17 protein-coding genes are annotated in these 15,502 nt (G+C 70.6%); 14 read left to right on the forward strand and 3 right to left on the reverse strand.

The genetic code is table 11. The annotated features are described in order from the left end of the window. Positions 1-172: 172 nt before the first annotated feature. Together GWK25_RS13370 and GWK25_RS13375 are read right to left on the reverse strand one after the other, a co-directional pair. Entirely contained in the window at positions 173-1,459 is a 1,287-nt protein-coding gene (locus GWK25_RS13370) for a cytochrome P450 (RefSeq protein ID WP_215450257.1), read from the reverse strand. A gap of 17 nt (positions 1,460-1,476) precedes the next feature. Further along, positions 1,477-2,805 carry a glutamine synthetase family protein gene (locus tag GWK25_RS13375; protein WP_251829753.1) on the reverse strand — a complete coding sequence of 443 codons (1,329 nt, stop codon included), beginning with the start codon at positions 2,803-2,805 and terminating at the stop codon, positions 1,477-1,479. 362 nt (positions 2,806-3,167) lie between these two features. On the opposite strand from GWK25_RS13375, the gene GWK25_RS13380 reads away from it, so the two are divergent. Genes GWK25_RS13380 through GWK25_RS13410 form a run of 7 tightly spaced genes read left to right on the forward strand, consistent with a single transcriptional unit; the run spans position 3,168 to position 9,293 of the window. Then, positions 3,168-3,356 carry a ferredoxin gene (locus tag GWK25_RS13380; protein WP_215450260.1) on the forward strand — a complete coding sequence of 63 codons (189 nt, stop codon included), beginning with the start codon at positions 3,168-3,170 and terminating at the stop codon, positions 3,354-3,356. A gap of 2 nt (positions 3,357-3,358) precedes the next feature. Next, complete coding sequence (locus GWK25_RS13385; protein ID WP_215450262.1) at positions 3,359-4,588, forward strand: NAD(P)/FAD-dependent oxidoreductase; 1,230 nt, start codon at positions 3,359-3,361, stop codon at positions 4,586-4,588. 1 nt (position 4,589) lies between these two features. Beyond that, entirely contained in the window at positions 4,590-5,396 is an 807-nt protein-coding gene (locus GWK25_RS13390; RefSeq protein ID WP_215450264.1) for an acetoacetate decarboxylase family protein, read from the forward strand. Positions 5,397-5,427: 31 nt separating this feature from the next. Then, positions 5,428-6,891, forward strand: a complete 1,464-nt coding sequence (locus tag GWK25_RS13395; RefSeq protein ID WP_215450265.1) for an aldehyde dehydrogenase — start codon at positions 5,428-5,430, stop codon at positions 6,889-6,891. Continuing rightward, positions 6,884-7,804, forward strand: coding sequence for a 3,4-dihydroxyphenylacetate 2,3-dioxygenase (locus tag GWK25_RS13400; protein ID WP_215450266.1), 921 nt, complete (start codon positions 6,884-6,886; stop codon positions 7,802-7,804). Before GWK25_RS13395 ends, GWK25_RS13400 begins: the two co-directional genes overlap by 8 nt. Beyond that, positions 7,797-8,642 (forward strand): fumarylacetoacetate hydrolase family protein, encoded by an 846-nt coding sequence (locus GWK25_RS13405; RefSeq protein WP_215450270.1) that lies wholly within the window; start codon positions 7,797-7,799, stop codon positions 8,640-8,642. Before GWK25_RS13400 ends, GWK25_RS13405 begins: the two co-directional genes overlap by 8 nt. A gap of 48 nt (positions 8,643-8,690) precedes the next feature. Next, positions 8,691-9,293: a TetR/AcrR family transcriptional regulator gene (locus GWK25_RS13410; protein WP_215450272.1), complete on the forward strand. Its 603-nt coding sequence runs from the start codon at positions 8,691-8,693 to the stop codon at positions 9,291-9,293. Between the two features lie 169 nt (positions 9,294-9,462). Here the strand turns inward: GWK25_RS13410 and GWK25_RS13415 are convergent, their stop codons facing one another. Further along, complete coding sequence (locus GWK25_RS13415; RefSeq protein WP_215450274.1) at positions 9,463-9,612, reverse strand: hypothetical protein; 150 nt, start codon at positions 9,610-9,612, stop codon at positions 9,463-9,465. Positions 9,613-9,716: 104 nt separating this feature from the next. Between GWK25_RS13415 and GWK25_RS43445 the strand changes: the two genes are divergently transcribed. The 7 genes from GWK25_RS43445 (at position 9,717) to GWK25_RS13450 (ending at position 15,474) form a co-directional block, all read left to right on the forward strand. Next, positions 9,717-10,322, forward strand: a complete 606-nt coding sequence (locus GWK25_RS43445; protein WP_215450276.1) for a cytochrome P450 — start codon at positions 9,717-9,719, stop codon at positions 10,320-10,322. Positions 10,323-10,643: 321 nt separating this feature from the next. Beyond that, complete coding sequence (locus tag GWK25_RS13425; protein ID WP_215450278.1) at positions 10,644-12,101, forward strand: APC family permease; 1,458 nt, start codon at positions 10,644-10,646, stop codon at positions 12,099-12,101. Between the two features lie 117 nt (positions 12,102-12,218). Beyond that, complete coding sequence (locus tag GWK25_RS13430; RefSeq protein WP_215450280.1) at positions 12,219-13,709, forward strand: aldehyde dehydrogenase; 1,491 nt, start codon at positions 12,219-12,221, stop codon at positions 13,707-13,709. Next, positions 13,706-14,428: a gamma-glutamyl-gamma-aminobutyrate hydrolase family protein gene (locus GWK25_RS13435; RefSeq protein ID WP_308404228.1), complete on the forward strand. Its 723-nt coding sequence runs from the start codon at positions 13,706-13,708 to the stop codon at positions 14,426-14,428. Before GWK25_RS13430 ends, GWK25_RS13435 begins: the two co-directional genes overlap by 4 nt. Before the next feature lie 7 nt (positions 14,429-14,435). After that, a complete protein-coding gene (locus tag GWK25_RS13440; RefSeq protein WP_215450282.1) occupies positions 14,436-14,771 on the forward strand; it encodes a hypothetical protein in 336 nt (111 codons plus the stop codon). A gap of 86 nt (positions 14,772-14,857) precedes the next feature. Next, on the forward strand, positions 14,858-15,109 hold the full coding sequence (locus tag GWK25_RS13445) for a thiamine-binding protein (protein ID WP_215450284.1): 252 nt from the start codon (positions 14,858-14,860) through the stop codon (positions 15,107-15,109). Next, on the forward strand, positions 15,106-15,474 hold the full coding sequence (locus GWK25_RS13450; RefSeq protein ID WP_215450286.1) for a helix-turn-helix domain-containing protein: 369 nt from the start codon (positions 15,106-15,108) through the stop codon (positions 15,472-15,474). Before GWK25_RS13445 ends, GWK25_RS13450 begins: the two co-directional genes overlap by 4 nt. The last annotated feature ends 28 nt before the right edge of the window (positions 15,475-15,502 follow it).

Below are 15,502 nucleotides of genomic sequence, written 5' to 3' on the forward strand. Positions count from 1 at the left end.
GCAGCGGGATGGCGTAGGGGAGCGGTGACCGCCGACGCGGCCGGACGCAGGCGCTCGGGGACAGCGGCGATCGCGCTGAGCAAGCGTGTCCGAGGCAGACGTGAGGGGCGGCCGCTCGGTCGAGTTCGGGAGTTCCGGCGGCCGCCCCCATCGGGAAAGCTGGGTCAAACGGTCAGACGAGGGTGACCTCGACCGGCAGTTTCTTGATGCCGTTGACGAAGTTGGAGCGTACGCGCGGGACTTCGCCGGCCAGACGGATGTCGGCGATCCTCGGGATGAGCTCCTCGAACATGATGCGGATCTCGGTGCGGGCGAGCAGGTTGCCCAGGCACAGGTGCGGGCTGCCCTTGCCGAAGGTCACATGATCGTTGTCGGTGCGGGCGACGTCGAAGTCGTACGGGTTGCCGAAGACCTTCTCGTCGCGGTTGCCGGAGGCGAACCACATGACGACCTTGTCGCCCTCCTTGATCCGCTTGCCACCCAGTTCCACGTCACGGGTCGCCGTGCGGCGGAAGTGGTAGACGGGCGACGCCCAGCGCAGGAACTCCTCCACCGCCGTCGGGATGAGGGAGGGGTTCTCCTGAAGCCGGGCCAGCTGCTCGGGGTGCTGGAGCAGGGCCAGCATGGAGTGGGTGATGGTGTGGCGGGTGGTCTCGTTGCCGGCCACGACGAGGAGCAGGAAGTAGTTGTCGAAGTCCTGCGGCGAGAGCGGCACACCGTCCTTCGGGGTGGTGTTCACCAGCCTGGACACCAGGTCGGTGCCGTCGCCGCCGCGCCGCTGCCGGGCCAGCTCACGGCCGTATTCGAAGACTTCGAGGGAGGCCGGGGAGCGGAAGGGCAGGTGGCGGTACTGCTCGCTCTCCGCGCTGTCCAGCAGGACGTCGGCGTAGTCGGGGTCGGTGTTGCCGATGATGCGGTTGCCCCAGTCGATGAGTTGCTGGTTGTCCTCCGGCGGTACGCCGAGGAGGCGGGCGAGGACGTTGATGGGGAAGTCGGCGGAGACGTCGGCGACGAAGTCGAAGCTCCCCTTGGCCAGCGCCGCGTCCAGCGTGGTGGCGGTCAGACCGCGCAGGAAGTCGGTGTAGCTGCCTATGACGCTCGCGCCGAACTGGCGCTGGAGCAGGCTGCGCAGCGCGCGGTGGCGGATGCCGTCCAGTTCCAGGATGGAAGCCCGTGTCTTGATCTGGTCCTCGTCGACCTCTTCGAGGTTCACGAACTTCATCGAGGTGAAGGTCTCGGCGTCACGGTCGACGCGGGCGATGTCGGCGTGCCGGGTCACCGCCCAGAAGCCGGAGTTGGGGGCCTCCTCCGGCTGCCAGTGCACCGGGTCCTGGTGGCGCAGGGTGTGGAACATCCGCCACGGGGTGACCCCGTCGGTGAAGTTGTCCAGGTCGGAGAGGTTGACGTCCGCCAGTGGCATCGGTTCGTGCACGGCGGCGGTCGGGGTCTCGGTCGTCATCGGATGGCTCCCAGTCGTCACAGGTGGTAGGCGTACTCGGTGAACTCCCAGTCGGTGACGTGCCGGTGGAAGCGTTCGATCTCGTTGCGCTTGTAGGAGAGGAAGGAGTCGGTGAAGTTCTTGCCGAGGACGTCGGTCAGTTCCGTGTCCGCTTCCAGGGCGTCCAGCGCGGTCGGCAGGCTCATGGGCAGCACGGCCGCCCTGGAGGTGTCGTAGCCGTACCCCTCCAAGGGGGCGGGGGGCTCCTCGCCGGCCAGAACCCCGAGCAGCGCGGCGGCGACCGTGCCCGCGATCAGCAGGTACGGGTTGGCGCTGGCGTCACCGAGGCGCAGTTCGAACCGTGCGCCGGAGCCGCGCTCGGGCGGGATGCGGACCATGGCGCTGCGGTTGTCCAGGCCCCAGTCGATCAGCCAGGGCGCGAGGGTGTCCGGGCCGAAACGCTTGTAGGAGTTCACGGTCGGGTTGGCCAGTGCGGCCAGGGCCGGGGCGTGGGCGAGGATGCCGGCGACGGCGTGGCGTGCGGTGGCGGACAGCCCGTACGGCCCGGCGGGATCGTCGAAGGCGTTACCGGCGCCTTCCTCGTCGAAGCTGTCGCAGGACAGATGGAGGTGGAAACCGGATCCGCCGGCGTCGTTGAACGGCTTGGCCATGAAGGTGGCGTGTTTCCCCTCCTTCCGGGCCAGCTCCTTGATCGCGGACTTGAAGCGGAAAGCGCGGTCCGCGGCGGACAGGGCCTCGGAGTGGGTGAGGTTGATCTCGAACTGGCCGCCGTCGAACTCGTGGTTTCCGCTGGTCACGCCGATGTTCATGTCCCGCAGCAGACGCAGCGTGCGGAGCAGGTGATCGTCGCCGTCGGCGCGCAGACCGGCGGTGTAGACGGCCCCGGCGGCGCCCGAGTAACGCTTCCAGCCGCTCGGGGAGGCCGGGGCCTCCTCGCAGAGGAAGTACTCGAGCTCGGGGCCGACCACCGGTCGCAGGCCGTGTTCGGCACACCGGGCGAGGACGGTGCGCAGCAGATCGCGGGGCGACTCGGGCGCGGGCAGGCCGGTGGCCGGGTCGGTGACGTCGGCTAGGCAGGAGGCGACTCCGGGCTCCCAGGGGAGGGGGGCCAGGGTGTCCATGTCCGGTCGCACGGTGATGTCGGGCAGGCCGGCGTCGAGACCGCCGGAGACGGGGACCACGTCACCCTGGGGGCTGGTGTGGTAGACGGCCCGGCAGAAGGCCAGACCGTGGTCGCAAGCCGACGGCAGGTGGTCCAGCAGGATGTCGCGTGCGCGGTCGGTCCCGATGAGGTCGGGATAGGTCACGCGCACCACGTCGATACCCTCGGCGGCGAGCCGCTGCATGTGCTGACGGAGGCTGGGGGTCGGGGCTGCGCTCACCGATGTCTCCTCGGGCGCTAGGGGTGTGGAACGTAGTCAGAGGGCCGGTACGGGTGGGGGCGCGACGTACGGACGGCTTGTTTGATGCCAAACGGTATGAGCGCTACGGACACCCCGCAAGGGGGCAGGGGAAAAAATTATCCGCATGGATAGGTATTGACCAGAGCCGGACGGCTTCCTATGTTGTTTGAAGCCAAATGAGTAAGGGTCCGGTCGGTTGCCGGGCTCTTGGCCGGGGCCCGGCCGACGGCGATCCGACGGCGGTCGGGCCCCTCTTCCTCCCTGCCTCTCCCGCCCCGACGCCCGCACCTCCAGGAGGACCGGCCATGAAGGTCGTCGTCGACATGAACAAGTGCCAGGACCACGGCCAGTGCGTCTTCGCCGCCCCCGATGTCTTCTCCATGGACGACAGCGGCCACCTCGCCTACGTCCCCGACCCCGACGACGCGCTGCGCGACGAGGTCGAGGAAGCCGCCGACGTGTGTCCGCTCCAGGCCATCCGTCTCGAGGGCTGACCATGACGCCGAGGAGTGCACGCATCGTCGTGGCCGGCGCCTCCATGGCCGGCCTGCGCGCGGCGGAGCAACTGCGGGCCGCCGGCTGGGCCGAGGCCATCACGCTCGTCGGTGACGAGCCGCACATGCCCTACAACCGGCCGCCCCTGTCCAAGGAGGTTCTCGCCGGCAAGGCCGCCTTCGAGTCGCTCTCCTTCCGCCCGCGGGCAAGCGTGGCCGACGCGGAGTGGCGGCTGGGCACCAAAGTCGTCGCCGCGCGGCTCGCGGAGAACATCGTCGAGTTCGACGACGGCGAGGCACTGTCGTACGACGGTCTGGTCGTCGCCACCGGAATGCGGCCCCGACGTCTGCGCTGCCCCGGCCCGCTCGCCGGTCGGCACACCGTCCGCACCATCGACGACGCGCAGGGCCTGCGGCAGGCCCTCACCCGGCCCGGAACCCGGGTGGTCGTCGTCGGGGGCGGTTTCATCGGCTGCGAGGTCGCCGCCACCGCCGTCGCTCTGGGCGCCCGTCAGGTGACCGTCGTCGACCCGCTGCCCCTGCCGATGGTCGGCCCCCTCGGCGAGCTCCTCGCCAAGGCCCTGCTGAAGCGCCACGAAGAGCGCGGCGTGCGCTTCGCCCTCGGCACGGGTGTGACCGGCTTCACCGGCGACGGCCACGTCACCGGCGTCGCCCTCGCCGACGGCACCGTCCTGCCCGCCGACGTGGTGGTCGAGTCGGTCGGCTCGGTCGCCAACACCGAGTGGCTGGACGGCAACGGCCTCGACCTGGCCGACGGCGTGCCCACCGACGAGCACCTGCGCGTCGGCGGACGGCCCGACGTGGTGGCCGTCGGTGACATCGCCCGCTTCCCCAACGCCCGCTACGACGGCGTACCCCGCCGTGTGGAGCACTGGTGCATCCCCACGGACACCGCCAAGCATGCCGCGAAGACCCTCGTCGCCCACCTGAACGGCGCCGAGCACGAGCTGTCCGCGTTCGCGCCGCTGCCCACCTTCTGGAGCGACCAGCACGACTTCCGCCTGCAGTCCTTCGGGGCGCCGGTACTCGGCAAGGAGGACGTGCGCGTACTCGAAGGCGACCTCGACGGTGACGTCGTAGTCGGCTACCACGCCGGCGGCCGGCTGGCCGGTGTCGTCGCCCTCGGCGGCCACGCCGCGGCGGCCGCCGCCTCCCGCTACCGCGCCGAACTGCTCAAGCAGCCCGCCCTCACCCCTGAAGGACTTTGCTGACATGACCACCGTCCGTGGATTCTTCTTCCCCAAGACGGCGAGCGGAGCCTCGTCGCTGGTCCCCTCGCCGCCCTGGCGGTACTCCGGTGACCTGCTCACCGTCGAGTACCGCACCGACCCGGCACGCGTGCGTGAACTGCTTCCCGAGCCACTGGAGCTCGCCGACGAGGACCCCGGCGCGGTGGCGCTGATCTGGGCCGACTGGCAGTCCTGCTCGGCGTCCGGGGCGGAGCTGCTCGATCCCGTGCTCTCCCAGTACAAGGAGGCCTTCGCGGTCGTCCGGTGCAAGTACCGGGGACAGACCTATTCGCGCTGCGTCTACATCTGGGTCGACAAGGACTTCGCCATCGCGCGCGGCCTGCACCAGGGTTACCCGAAGAAGCTCGGCTCGATCCACCAGACCCGCCCGCACCCGTACGGCCCCGCGCCGCGCATCGAGGCGGGGGCCCGGTTCGGCGCCACGCTCGCCGCCGCCGACCGGCGCCTGGCCCAGGCCGTGGTCACCCTGCGCGAGCCGTCGGAGTCGAACGGCTTCGTCAACGCCCACCCGATGGCCCACCACCGCTGGCTGCCCTCCATCGAGAAGGGCAAGGGCCTCGCTCTCGACGAGCTGATCGAGTCGGGGGCCGCGTCCTTCGAGGCGGGACAGGCCTGGCGCGGCGACGCCGAACTGGAGCTGTTCGAGGCGCCCACCGAAGAACTGGCCCGCCTGGAGATCCGCGAGCCGATCGGCGCCTACTACCGCCAGGTCGGCGTCGTCTGGGACGGCGGCCGACTGCTGGAATCCGGCACCTCCGGCGCCGAGTAGACCCCACCATCATGAGACCGGAGGACAGACCATGAGCGAACACACCATCACCGTGGCCGGGGTCGCCGTCGACACCCGGCACTGGATCGGCGGCGAGCGAGTCGCCTCCGCGCAGACGTTCGAGGATGCCTCGCCCATCGACGGCGGCACGATCGGCCACATCTCCCGGGGCACGGCCATGGAGGCGGCCGCCGCCGTGGCCGCCGCGAACGCCGCGTTCCCCGCCTGGGCCGCCACCTCCCGCGCGGAGCGCGCCCGCATCCTGCACGCGATCGCCGACGGGGTCGAGAAGCGGATCGAAGAGCTCGCCATCGTCGAGACCACCGACAACGGCGCCCTGCTGCGCTCCCACCGCCGCGGAGTGATGCCACGCGTGGCGCACAACTTCCGTTTCTTCGCGGACTGGCTGCTCCAGTTGGAGCACGGGGACTTCGAGACGCGCGGCCACGCCAACCACGTCAGCTGGGACCCGGCGGGCCCCTGCGTCCTGATCACCCCGTGGAACGCACCGCTCATGCTGGCCACCTGGAAGGTCGCACCGGCCCTCGCCGCGGGCGACACGGTCGTCCTCAAGCCCGCCGAGTGGTCGCCGCTGACCGCCTCCCTGCTGGCCGACATCGCCGCCGAGGCCGGACTCCCGGCAGGTGTCCTCAACGTCGTCCAGGGCTACGGCTCCGAGATCGGCGACGCGCTGACCTCGCATCCGGACGTGCGCCGCATCAGCTTCACCGGCTCGGTGCCCACGGCCACGCGCATCGCGCAGTCGGCGGCCGCGAACCTCACGCCCCTGAGTCTCGAACTGGGGGGCAAGTCGCCGCTGTTGGTGTTCGCCGACGCGGACCTGAACCTTGCCGTCGACCTGGCGGTGGAGCAGTACGACAACGCCGGCCAGGTGTGCCTCGCGGCCACCCGGCTGCTGGTCGAGGAGTCGGTCGCGGGGGAGTTCACGCGCCGGTTCGTCGAGAAGGCGAGCGCGCTGAAGCAGGGTGATCCGCGCGACGAGGCCACCGACATCGGGCCCAACATCCATCCCCGCCAGCTGGAGAAGATCGACGGCTTCGTGCGGCGGGCCGTGGCGGCCGGGGCCCGCGCGGTGATCGGCGGGCACCGGGGGGCGGGCCAGTACTACGCGCCCACCCTGCTCACCGATGTCGACCAGGACGCGGAGATCGTGCAGGAGGAGGTCTTCGGCCCGGTCCTGACGCTGCAGACCTTCGCCGACGAGGACGAGGCCGTCCGGTTGGCCAACGGCACCCGCTTCGGGCTGGCCGCCACCGTCGCCACCGGCGACCCGGAGCGCGCCGAACGCGTCACCGGGCAGCTCGTCGCGGGCACGGTCTGGGTCAACTGCTTCTTCGTCCGCGATCTGCAGGCCCCCTTCGGCGGCTCCCGCCTCTCCGGCGTCGGCCGCGAGGGCGGCACCTGGAGCTTCGACTTCTACTGCGACCTGAAGAACACGGTCACCGCACCGAACGGATGGACGAACCATGGGTGAGATCGTCGGGGCGGGCCTCCTCGCCCACGTCCCCACCATCGTGCTGCCCGAAGAGGACCGGCTGGAGCTCAACGAGGGCAAGGAGATCACCCTCGTCACGGGCCTGCACCAGCTTCGCAAGGAGGTCTTCGAGCGGGACGACTACGACACCGTCGTGGTCCTCGACTCGCACTGGGCGACGACAGTCGAGTTCGTGGTGACCGCGCAGCAGCGGCGGGCGGGGTTGTTCACCTCCGAGGAGCTGCCACGCGGGATGTGCCGTATGCCGTACGACTTCCCCGGTGATCCCGAACTGGCCCACAACATCGAGAAGTTCGCGGACAAGCACGGCACCTGGATCACCGCCATCGATGACGAGTACCTGCCGATCTACTACGCCACCATCAACCTCTGGAAGTTCCTCGGCGAGGGCCTGCCCGACAAGCGGTGGGTGACCATCGGGGTCTGCCAGACCGGCGACATGGAGGACCACCTGCGGCTCGGCCGCGCCCTGGCCGACGGTATCGCCGCCACCCCGGGGCGGCGCGTGCTGCTGATCGCGTCAGGAGCCCTGTCGCACACGTTCTGGCCGCTCAGGGAACTGCGAAACCACGAGGCCAGCGACCCGGTGCACATCTTCACACCCGAGGCGCGCGAGGCCGATCACGAGCGGATCGCCTGGTTCAAGGAGGGCCGCCACGACCGGGTCCTGGACACCATGGACGAGTTCTGGAAGTACAAGCCGGAAGCGAAGTTCTTCCACTACCTGATGATGGCCGGCGCCCTCGGCGAGCGTGCCTGCGTCGCCAGGGCACGTCAGTACGGCGAGTACGAGAACTCGATCGGCACCGGTCAGGTGCACCTCTGGTTCGACCGCCCCGAGGGCGGCTGGACCGCATCCCACACCCCCGCACAGGAGTCCGCTCATGCCTGAGTACCGCCGCATCCTGCTCGACGGCGCCGCAGTCCAGGTCACCGTCGACGGTGACGAGCTGGTCGCCGGGGACGGCCGCCGCGTCAAGACCGACGAGGCGCACCACCTGCCGCCGGTCGTCCCCTCCAAGGTGATCGCCGTCCACCTCAACCACCGCAGCCGCGTCGAGGAGTTCGGGATCGAGCTGCCGGCCACGCCCACCTACTTCCACAAGCCGACGTCGGCCCTCAACGCCCACAAGGGCGCGATCGTGCGTCCCGAGGGCTGCAAGTGGCTCAACTACGAGGGCGAGGTCGCCATCGTCATCGGCAGGACCGCGCGCAACATCTCCCCGGCCGAAGCGGGCGAGTACATCGCCGGCTACACCGTCGCCAACGACTACGGCCTGCACGACTTCCGTGACACCGACGCCGGCTCGATGCTCCGGGTCAAGGGCTCCGACACCCTGTGCCCGCTCGGTCCGGGGCTGGTCACCGACTGGGACTTCCACGGCAAGAGCCTGCGGACGTATGTCAACGGCGAGGTCGTCCAGGACGGTTCGACGGACGAGATGCAGTGGGACATGCACTACCTCGTCGCCGACATCGCCCGCACCATCACCCTGTACCCGGGCGACGTCCTCCTGTCGGGGACGCCGGCCAACTCCCGGCCCGTACGGCCCGGTGACGTCGTCGAGGTCGAGGTGGAGGGCCTCGGACGGCTCACCAACCACATCGTCACCGGCCCCACTCCCATCCGCGCCGATGTCGGCGCGCAGCCCACCGAGTCCGAGGAGGTGCTGTCCACCGCGCTCGGCGGCGACTGGGAGTTCCGCGGCATCCGCCCGCCGAAGCGCTGACGCCCCTGCGACGGTCCGCCGGCCCGGCGTACGGGTAGGGTCGCGCGCATGAGCGATTCCTCCGACAAGCCCCCGGCCAGGCCCCGCAAGCGGGTGGACTACGGGACCGGCCGCGAGGCCCTGCTCAACGCCGCTGTGCGCGTCGTGGCCCGAGGCGGGCTGCGCAAGCTCACCTATCGCGCCGTCGCGGAGGAGGCGGGTGTCACGCACGGGCTCGTGGTGCACCACTTCGGTTCCCGGGACGCGTTGATCGAGGCGGCCCTCGAACACGCGGTGCGCACCAGCGCGAGCACGAGCTCCCTGGAGCCGGGGACGGGCGACATCGCGGACTTCGCGGCGGGACTGGCGGACATGGTCACGCGTGCGCCTGCCCTGCAGACGTTCCAGTACGAGCTCATGCTCGAGTCCCGGCGCAGGCCCGAGCTGCTGCCGCAGATCCGCGCGCTGTACGACGAGTACTTCCAGGCCACGGAGAGGGAACTGTCCCGCAGCCTGCCCGAAGGCACCAGCCCTGCCCTGACCCGGCTCGTCTTCGCCGCTCTGGAGGGCCTCGTGCTGCACCAGTTGGTCTTCGACGAGCCGGACGTCACCGAGGCCGCGCTGAAGGAGCTGCGGTCACTGCTGATCCGGAAGCCTGGGGAGGCGGAGTAGCCGCCCATGTCGTTGTCCCTGCCATAACAGCAGGTCAGACCGAGTCCCCGTCGCCCGGCGACGGGGACTCGTCTGTTTCGGGCGGCGTAAGGAGTCGATTACCCGCCCGCGAAGTATTGAAGGAGCACCCGGTCTACCGGCATCCGGCGGGCCTGTACGTCGTCTTCCGCTACGAGGACGTCGCCCGGCTGATCCGCAACCCCACCCTGAGCGTGGAGCGGCTCGACTTCGGGCCGGCCGCCCCGATCCACCACACCATGCTCGGCAGGGACGCCCCCGACCACACGCGGCTGCGGAGGATCACCAACCGCTGGTTCACGCCCAAGGCCGTCGGGGCTGAGCCTCGGTCCCGGCGGCAACGACGAGGAGGCCCGCGCCACCACGGAGGCGTTCGCCTGGTTCGCCGAGCGCATCCGCCGGCTGGTGGCCGACAGGCGCGCCCACCCCGGCGAGGGGCTGATCGACGCCTTCATCGTCGCGCAGGACGAGGGGAGGATGACCGAGGAGGAAGTCGTCTGCACGATCTTCCTGTTCTTCGCCGTGGGCCACCTCGACGTGAAGCACCTGATCAACCACGGCATCTGGCTGATGGCGCGGCGGCCCGAGCTGTTCGCCGCCTACCGCGACGAGCCGGAGGCGCGGCCGGGCATCATCAACGAGATCCTGCGGATCGACACGCCCGAGTCCATGGTGGTGCGCCTGACCACGCAGGACACGGTCATCGGCGGCACCACCGTACCGGCCGGCGAGGCGCTGGCCCTGCTCATCGCCTCGGCCAACCGCGATCCCGAGGTCTTCGCCGACCCCGACACCTTCGACCACACCCGCCCCCTCGCCGCCAGTCAGCACCTGGCGTTCGGCTCCGGCATGCACGGCCGCGCCGGCCAGGTCCTGGCCCGCGCCGAGGCCGACATCGTCTTCAGTTCGATCCTCGCCCGGTTCTCCGGCATCGAGTTGGCGGGAGAGCCCGCCTGTGCGCACACCGAGTTCCTGCGCACGACCACCCACCTCCCCGTCCGTCTTCGCTGATACCGGACCCCCTTCGAGAGGCAGGAGCCGTCATGAAGGTCGAAGTCGCGGCACGGCGGCCGGCGGACGGGTGCCGAGCGGACCCTGCTGACCTTGCTGGGCGTCCGCCGGAAGACGTCGAGGCCGGTCCTCGTACGGCTCGTGCGCCGGGGCGCGGCCGACCGGCCCGCCGCCCGAATCACGGTCCTGTAAAGACCTCCGTGTCCGCACAAGGATCTCACCGCAACCCCTTGCCAAACGGATAGTTCCAGCCCACCATGAGGCAACTCGTTTGGCCTAAAACAAAACTCCGCCCTCCCCGTCCCCCGGCAGGTGATTCGAGTGGACAGTCAGACCGCGGTCGCCACGCAGACCGCTGATGATGCATCCATAGCAGGCAGACTCAAGCCCGACTCTCTCGGTGTCCTCGGCATCCTCTTCTTCGTTCTCTCCGCCCAGGCGCCGCTGACCGGCATCGCCGGGGCCGTGCCCATCGCCATCGCCATCGGCAACGGCGCAGGCGCTCCGGCCGCCTACCTCGCGGCCGGCGTCATCGTCCTGCTGTTCTCCGTGGGCTTCGTCGCCATGGGCCGCCACGTCGTGGACGCCGGCGCCTTCTACACGTACATCGGCAAAGGGCTCGGCCGCTCGGCCGGCTCCGGCAGCGCCGCCGTCGCGCTCTTCGCCTACTGCGCCGTCCAGGCGTGCATGTACGGGTTGTACGGCAGCATCATGAGCGGCCTTGTCGAGCACCACACCGGGGCGCACGTGGCGTGGTGGGTCTGGGCCCTCGTCACCATGGTGATCGTGCAGGTGCTCGGCGCCTCCGGCATCGAGATGGGCGCCAAGATCCTTGCCGTCTTCGTGCTTGCCGAGTTCAGCATCCTCATCGCCTTCGCCCTCGTGACCCTCTTCAAGGGCGGCGGCCCCGAAGGGCTCGGCCTCACGGACAGCTTCTCGCCGTCCGCCGCGCTCCAGGGCGCTCCCGGCGTGGCGCTGATGTTCGCCGTGGCGTCGATGTTCGGCTTCGAGGCCACCGCCATCTACGGCGAGGAGGCCCGTGAACCCCACAAGACCGTTCCCCGGGCCACCTATCTGTCCGTCGCGGTGGTCACCTGCTTCTTCGCCTTCGCCTCGTGGATGCTGGTCTCCGCGCACGGTGCGTCCCAGGCCACGGCCGAGGCGGGCAAGGCCCTGGAGAGCGGCGACGCCGCGGCCTTCGTCTTCGCGCCGATCGCCGCCCAGTTCGGCGGCTGGGTGGGCGACGTCCTGCCGCTCCTGCTGGCCACTTCCCTGTTCGCCGGCCTCCTGGCCTTCCACAACTCCGCCAACCGCTACCTGTTCTCGCTCGGCCGCGAAGGGCTCCTGCCGCACGGTCTGACCGCCCTCAACCGGCGTCACTCGCCCTGGGCGGCGGGCGCCGTGCAGACCGTGATCGCGGTGCTGCTCGTGGTGCCCTTCGCGGTCCTGGGCAAGGACCCGGTGCTGACCCTCTTCTCCTGGTTCAGCGGGGTCGCCGTCCTCGCCATCATGCTGCTGTACTTCCTGACCTCGGTCTCGGTCGTCGTGTTCTTCCGCCGCTCGGGTGCCGACACCCGCCCCTGGAACACGCTGATCGCCCCCGTCCTGGGCGCGCTCGGCATCGCCGGTGCCATCTGGCTCATCATCGCCAACTTCACGACCCTCATCGGCGGCGACCGAACCACGGCCCTCTGGCTCCAGGCCACCGTTCCGGTGGTGCTGATCGCCGGCGTCGTCGCCGCCCGGCTGACGCGGTCCAGGGCAGCGACCACCGACTGAACACCGCGATCCCTCACCGATACGGCCGGAGCCTGTGCCCCGGCCGTATCCGGCCTTCCGCCGGAGCGCGTGAGTTGTTTCGCCGAACGAAACGGATGAGACGGAGATGAAGAGCGCGTGCTGAACGCCACCCATGAGGAACTGCTGCGCCGCGTCGAGGGACTCGATCTGCCCACGCATCACCACATCGACGGCAACGCCGAAGCCGGTGACGGTGGATCGTTCGCGGTGGTCTCCCCGCGCGACGGTCAGACCCTGGTCCAGGTCGCCGACGCGGGGGAGGCGGAGGTCGATCTCGCCGTCGCGGCGGCGCGCCGCGCCTTCGACGCCGGGCCGTGGCCGCACCTGCCGCCCGCCGAGCGGGGCAGGGTCCTGCTGCGGATCGCCGAGCTGCTCGAGGAGCGGCGCGAGGAACTGGCGCTGACCGTGAGCCTGGAGATGGGCAAACCCATCACGGACGCGTACGCCATCGAACTGCGCGCCGCGATCAACACCTTCCGCTGGTACGGGCAGCTCGCCGACAAACTCACCGACGAGTCCCCCCACACCGCGCCGGACGCGCTCGCCCTGGTCACCCGGGAGCCGACCGGCGTCGTCGGCGCCGTCGTGCCGTGGAACTTCCCGCTCACCTTGGCGAGTTGGAAAGTCGCGCCCGCGCTCGCCGCCGGCTGCACGGTCGTCCTGAAGCCGTCGGAGTCCTCTCCGTTGTCCGCCCTCCTCCTCGGCCGCGTCGCCACCGACGCCGGACTGCCGCCGGGCGTCCTCAACGTCGTCACCGGCGACGGCCCGGTGGCCGGCCGGGCGCTCGGCCTGCACCCCGACGTCGATGTCCTGGCCTTCACCGGATCCACCGCCGTCGGCCGTCACTTCCTGCGCTACGCCGCCGACTCCAACCTCAAGCGCGTCTGGCTCGAACTCGGCGGCAAGTCACCGAACATCGTGCTGCCCGACGCCCCCGACCTGGAGAAGGCCGCGGCGACCGCGGCCTGGGGCATCTTCTTCAACCAGGGCGAGATGTGCACGGCGCCCTCCCGGCTGCTGGTCCACTCCTCCATAGCCGAACAGGTCACGGAGGCGGTCGTGGCGCGGGCGCGCGAGCTGCGGGTGGGCGACCCGCTCGATCCGGCCACCGAGATGGGCGCGCTGGTCGGCGACAACCACCTCGGCAGGGTCCTGGAGCATGTCGCCTCCGGTCTGGACGAGGGCGCCCGGCTGCGCGTGGGCGGGGACCGGGCCCTGGCCGAGACCGGCGGCAGCTACCTGCGGCCCACCGTGTTCGACCGGGTCGACCCCGGCATGCGGCTGGCCCGCGAGGAGATCTTCGGTCCCGTCCTGTCCGTCCTCGCCTTCGACGATCTCGACGAGGCGGTACGGCTGGCCAATGCCACCGAGTACGGCCTCGCCGCCGGCCTGTGGACCTCCGACCTGTCCACCGCCCACAAGGTCGCGCGTGCGCTCAAGGCCGGGACGGTCTGGGTCAACTGCTACGAGGAGGGCGACCTGACCGTCCCCTTCGGCGGCATGAAGCAGTCCGGCAACGGCCGCGACAAGTCCGCCCACGCCGTCGAGAAGTACACCGAACTGAAGACCACCTGGATCCAGCTGTGACCCGTACGCACCCGCGACCCCTGATCGCGATTCCGGCCCGGTTCGCCGCCACCACGTCCGCGCTCCGCTACGCCGCCGAGGTCAACGCCCGTGCGCTGGTCGAGGCCGTGTGGCGGGCCGGGGGCGAGCCGGTGAGCATCCACCCCGCCGACCCGGCCGGAGCCGACGTGGCCGAGCGGCTCGCCCGCTTCGACGGCGTGCTCCTCCCGGGGGGCGGAGACCTGGCACCGCACCGCTACGGAGCCACCGACACCCATGACAGCGTCTATGACGTCGACGACCTCCAGGACGTGTTCGACCTCGAAGTCTCCCGCCGGACACTGGACTTGGGACTGCCCCTGCTCGCGATCTGCCGCGGGCTGCAGGTGGTGAACGTCGCCCTCGGCGGCAGCCTGGAACAGGACATGGGCGGCGCGGACCGCGAACACCGGCACATCGTGCACCCGGTCGCGATCCGGCGCCGCACCCTGCTCGAACAGGCCGTCGGCGCCGAGAAGACGGATGCCTCCTGCTACCACCACCAGCGAGTCGACCGCATCGGCGTCGGGCTCACGGTCACCGCGAGGGCCGCCGACGGCACCGTGGAGGGGCTCGAACTGCCCGGCCACCAGGGATGGTTCACGGCGGTGCAATGGCACCCCGAGGACACCGCAGGTCAAGACCCGGCCCAGCAGGCCCTGTTCGAGGCGCTGGTCCAGGCCGCCCACGACAGACACTGAAAAGGACATGGCTCTCCTCGGCCCCGAGCGACAGGCACTCCGCCTCGCCCCCGGACTCGACGACGTTCCACCGGGCCGGGTGCTGAGAGGCATCGCCGCCGCCCGCGGCCCCGGGCCGCAGGACCGCACCGGGAGACGCATCCGCAGATCCTGGGCCACCTCTCCCCGGGAGGAGCAGGGCAGCCAGGCCGCGCTGCGGGACTTCCTCGACGATGTCATCGCGGTCTGGAGCGATGCCCCGGCTCTTCAGCACCTCCACCCGCTCGGCGAGTTCACGTTTGGTCTCGGCTGCCGCGGCCTTCCCGCTCCCACGCCCTGCGCCATGCCTGCGCTTCCCTGCTGAACCTGCGGGACGGTCCGCTAGGGTCGTGTCGGAAGGCTGAGAGAAACTGCAGGTCAGAGCAGCTGTTATGGGGTGCTGTGAGATTGATGCGATTGAGAGTGGAGTTCACGACCGAGCCCTTCGACCTCGACGAGGCCCCGGCGCACGCGCTCGTGGCGCGGGAGGTCGTCGAGGCGGCCGACCTGGACGCGGTCGACGTCGGGCCGTTCGGCAACACGGCGGAGGGGCGGGCCGACGCCGTGCTCACGGCCGTGGACGCCCTGCTGCGCCGGACCCTGGAGTCCGGTGCCACTCGGATCTCGCTCCAGGTCAATGTGATCGGGGAGGGCGGCGAGTGACCGGCGCCGGTGACGAGCGCTTCGTCGCGGCCGTCAAGCCGCTGGTCGACGCCATGGGCGGCCTGATGCTCCCGCCGGGCGAGGCCGGCCCCGACGACGTCGTCCTGGCCTGGGAGGGTGCCGACGTCGTCGCCGTACGGCTGCCGCAGCTCGCCGAATCGCTGGATCACATCCTCGCCGCGATGGAGCGCCAGAAGGGCAAGCCGCTGGCCGACCTCGACCGCAAGGCCAAGCAGGAGGTCGTGCGGACCCTGGAGGCGCGCGGCGCCTTCTCCGTGCGCCACGGCGTGGAGACCGTCGCGAGCGCCCTCGGGGTCAGCCGCTTCACCGTCTACAACTACCTCAACCGCGACAAAGGGGCCTGAGTCCCGCGGGCGAGTGCCGTAACCGCGA

Origin of the sequence: Streptomyces sp. ATCC 21386, assembly GCF_018728545.1 — a bacterium.
Lineage (GTDB): Bacteria > Actinomycetota > Actinomycetes > Streptomycetales > Streptomycetaceae > Streptomyces.

Coding starts and splice junctions, on each gene's coding strand:
- GWK25_RS13370 (WP_215450257.1), bottom strand. CDS start 1,459: ATGACGACCGAGACCCCGACCGCCGCCGTGCACGAACCGATGCCACTG.
- GWK25_RS13375 (WP_251829753.1), bottom strand. CDS start 2,805: ATGCAGCGGCTCGCCGCCGAGGGTATCGACGTGGTGCGCGTGACCTAT.
- GWK25_RS13380 (WP_215450260.1), top strand. CDS start 3,168: ATGAAGGTCGTCGTCGACATGAACAAGTGCCAGGACCACGGCCAGTGC.
- GWK25_RS13385 (WP_215450262.1), top strand. CDS start 3,359: ATGACGCCGAGGAGTGCACGCATCGTCGTGGCCGGCGCCTCCATGGCC.
- GWK25_RS13390 (WP_215450264.1), top strand. CDS start 4,590: ATGACCACCGTCCGTGGATTCTTCTTCCCCAAGACGGCGAGCGGAGCC.
- GWK25_RS13395 (WP_215450265.1), top strand. CDS start 5,428: ATGAGCGAACACACCATCACCGTGGCCGGGGTCGCCGTCGACACCCGG.
- GWK25_RS13400 (WP_215450266.1), top strand. CDS start 6,884: ATGGGTGAGATCGTCGGGGCGGGCCTCCTCGCCCACGTCCCCACCATC.
- GWK25_RS13405 (WP_215450270.1), top strand. CDS start 7,797: ATGCCTGAGTACCGCCGCATCCTGCTCGACGGCGCCGCAGTCCAGGTC.
- GWK25_RS13410 (WP_215450272.1), top strand. CDS start 8,691: ATGAGCGATTCCTCCGACAAGCCCCCGGCCAGGCCCCGCAAGCGGGTG.
- GWK25_RS13440 (WP_215450282.1), top strand. CDS start 14,436: ATGGCTCTCCTCGGCCCCGAGCGACAGGCACTCCGCCTCGCCCCCGGA.
- GWK25_RS13445 (WP_215450284.1), top strand. CDS start 14,858: ATGCGATTGAGAGTGGAGTTCACGACCGAGCCCTTCGACCTCGACGAG.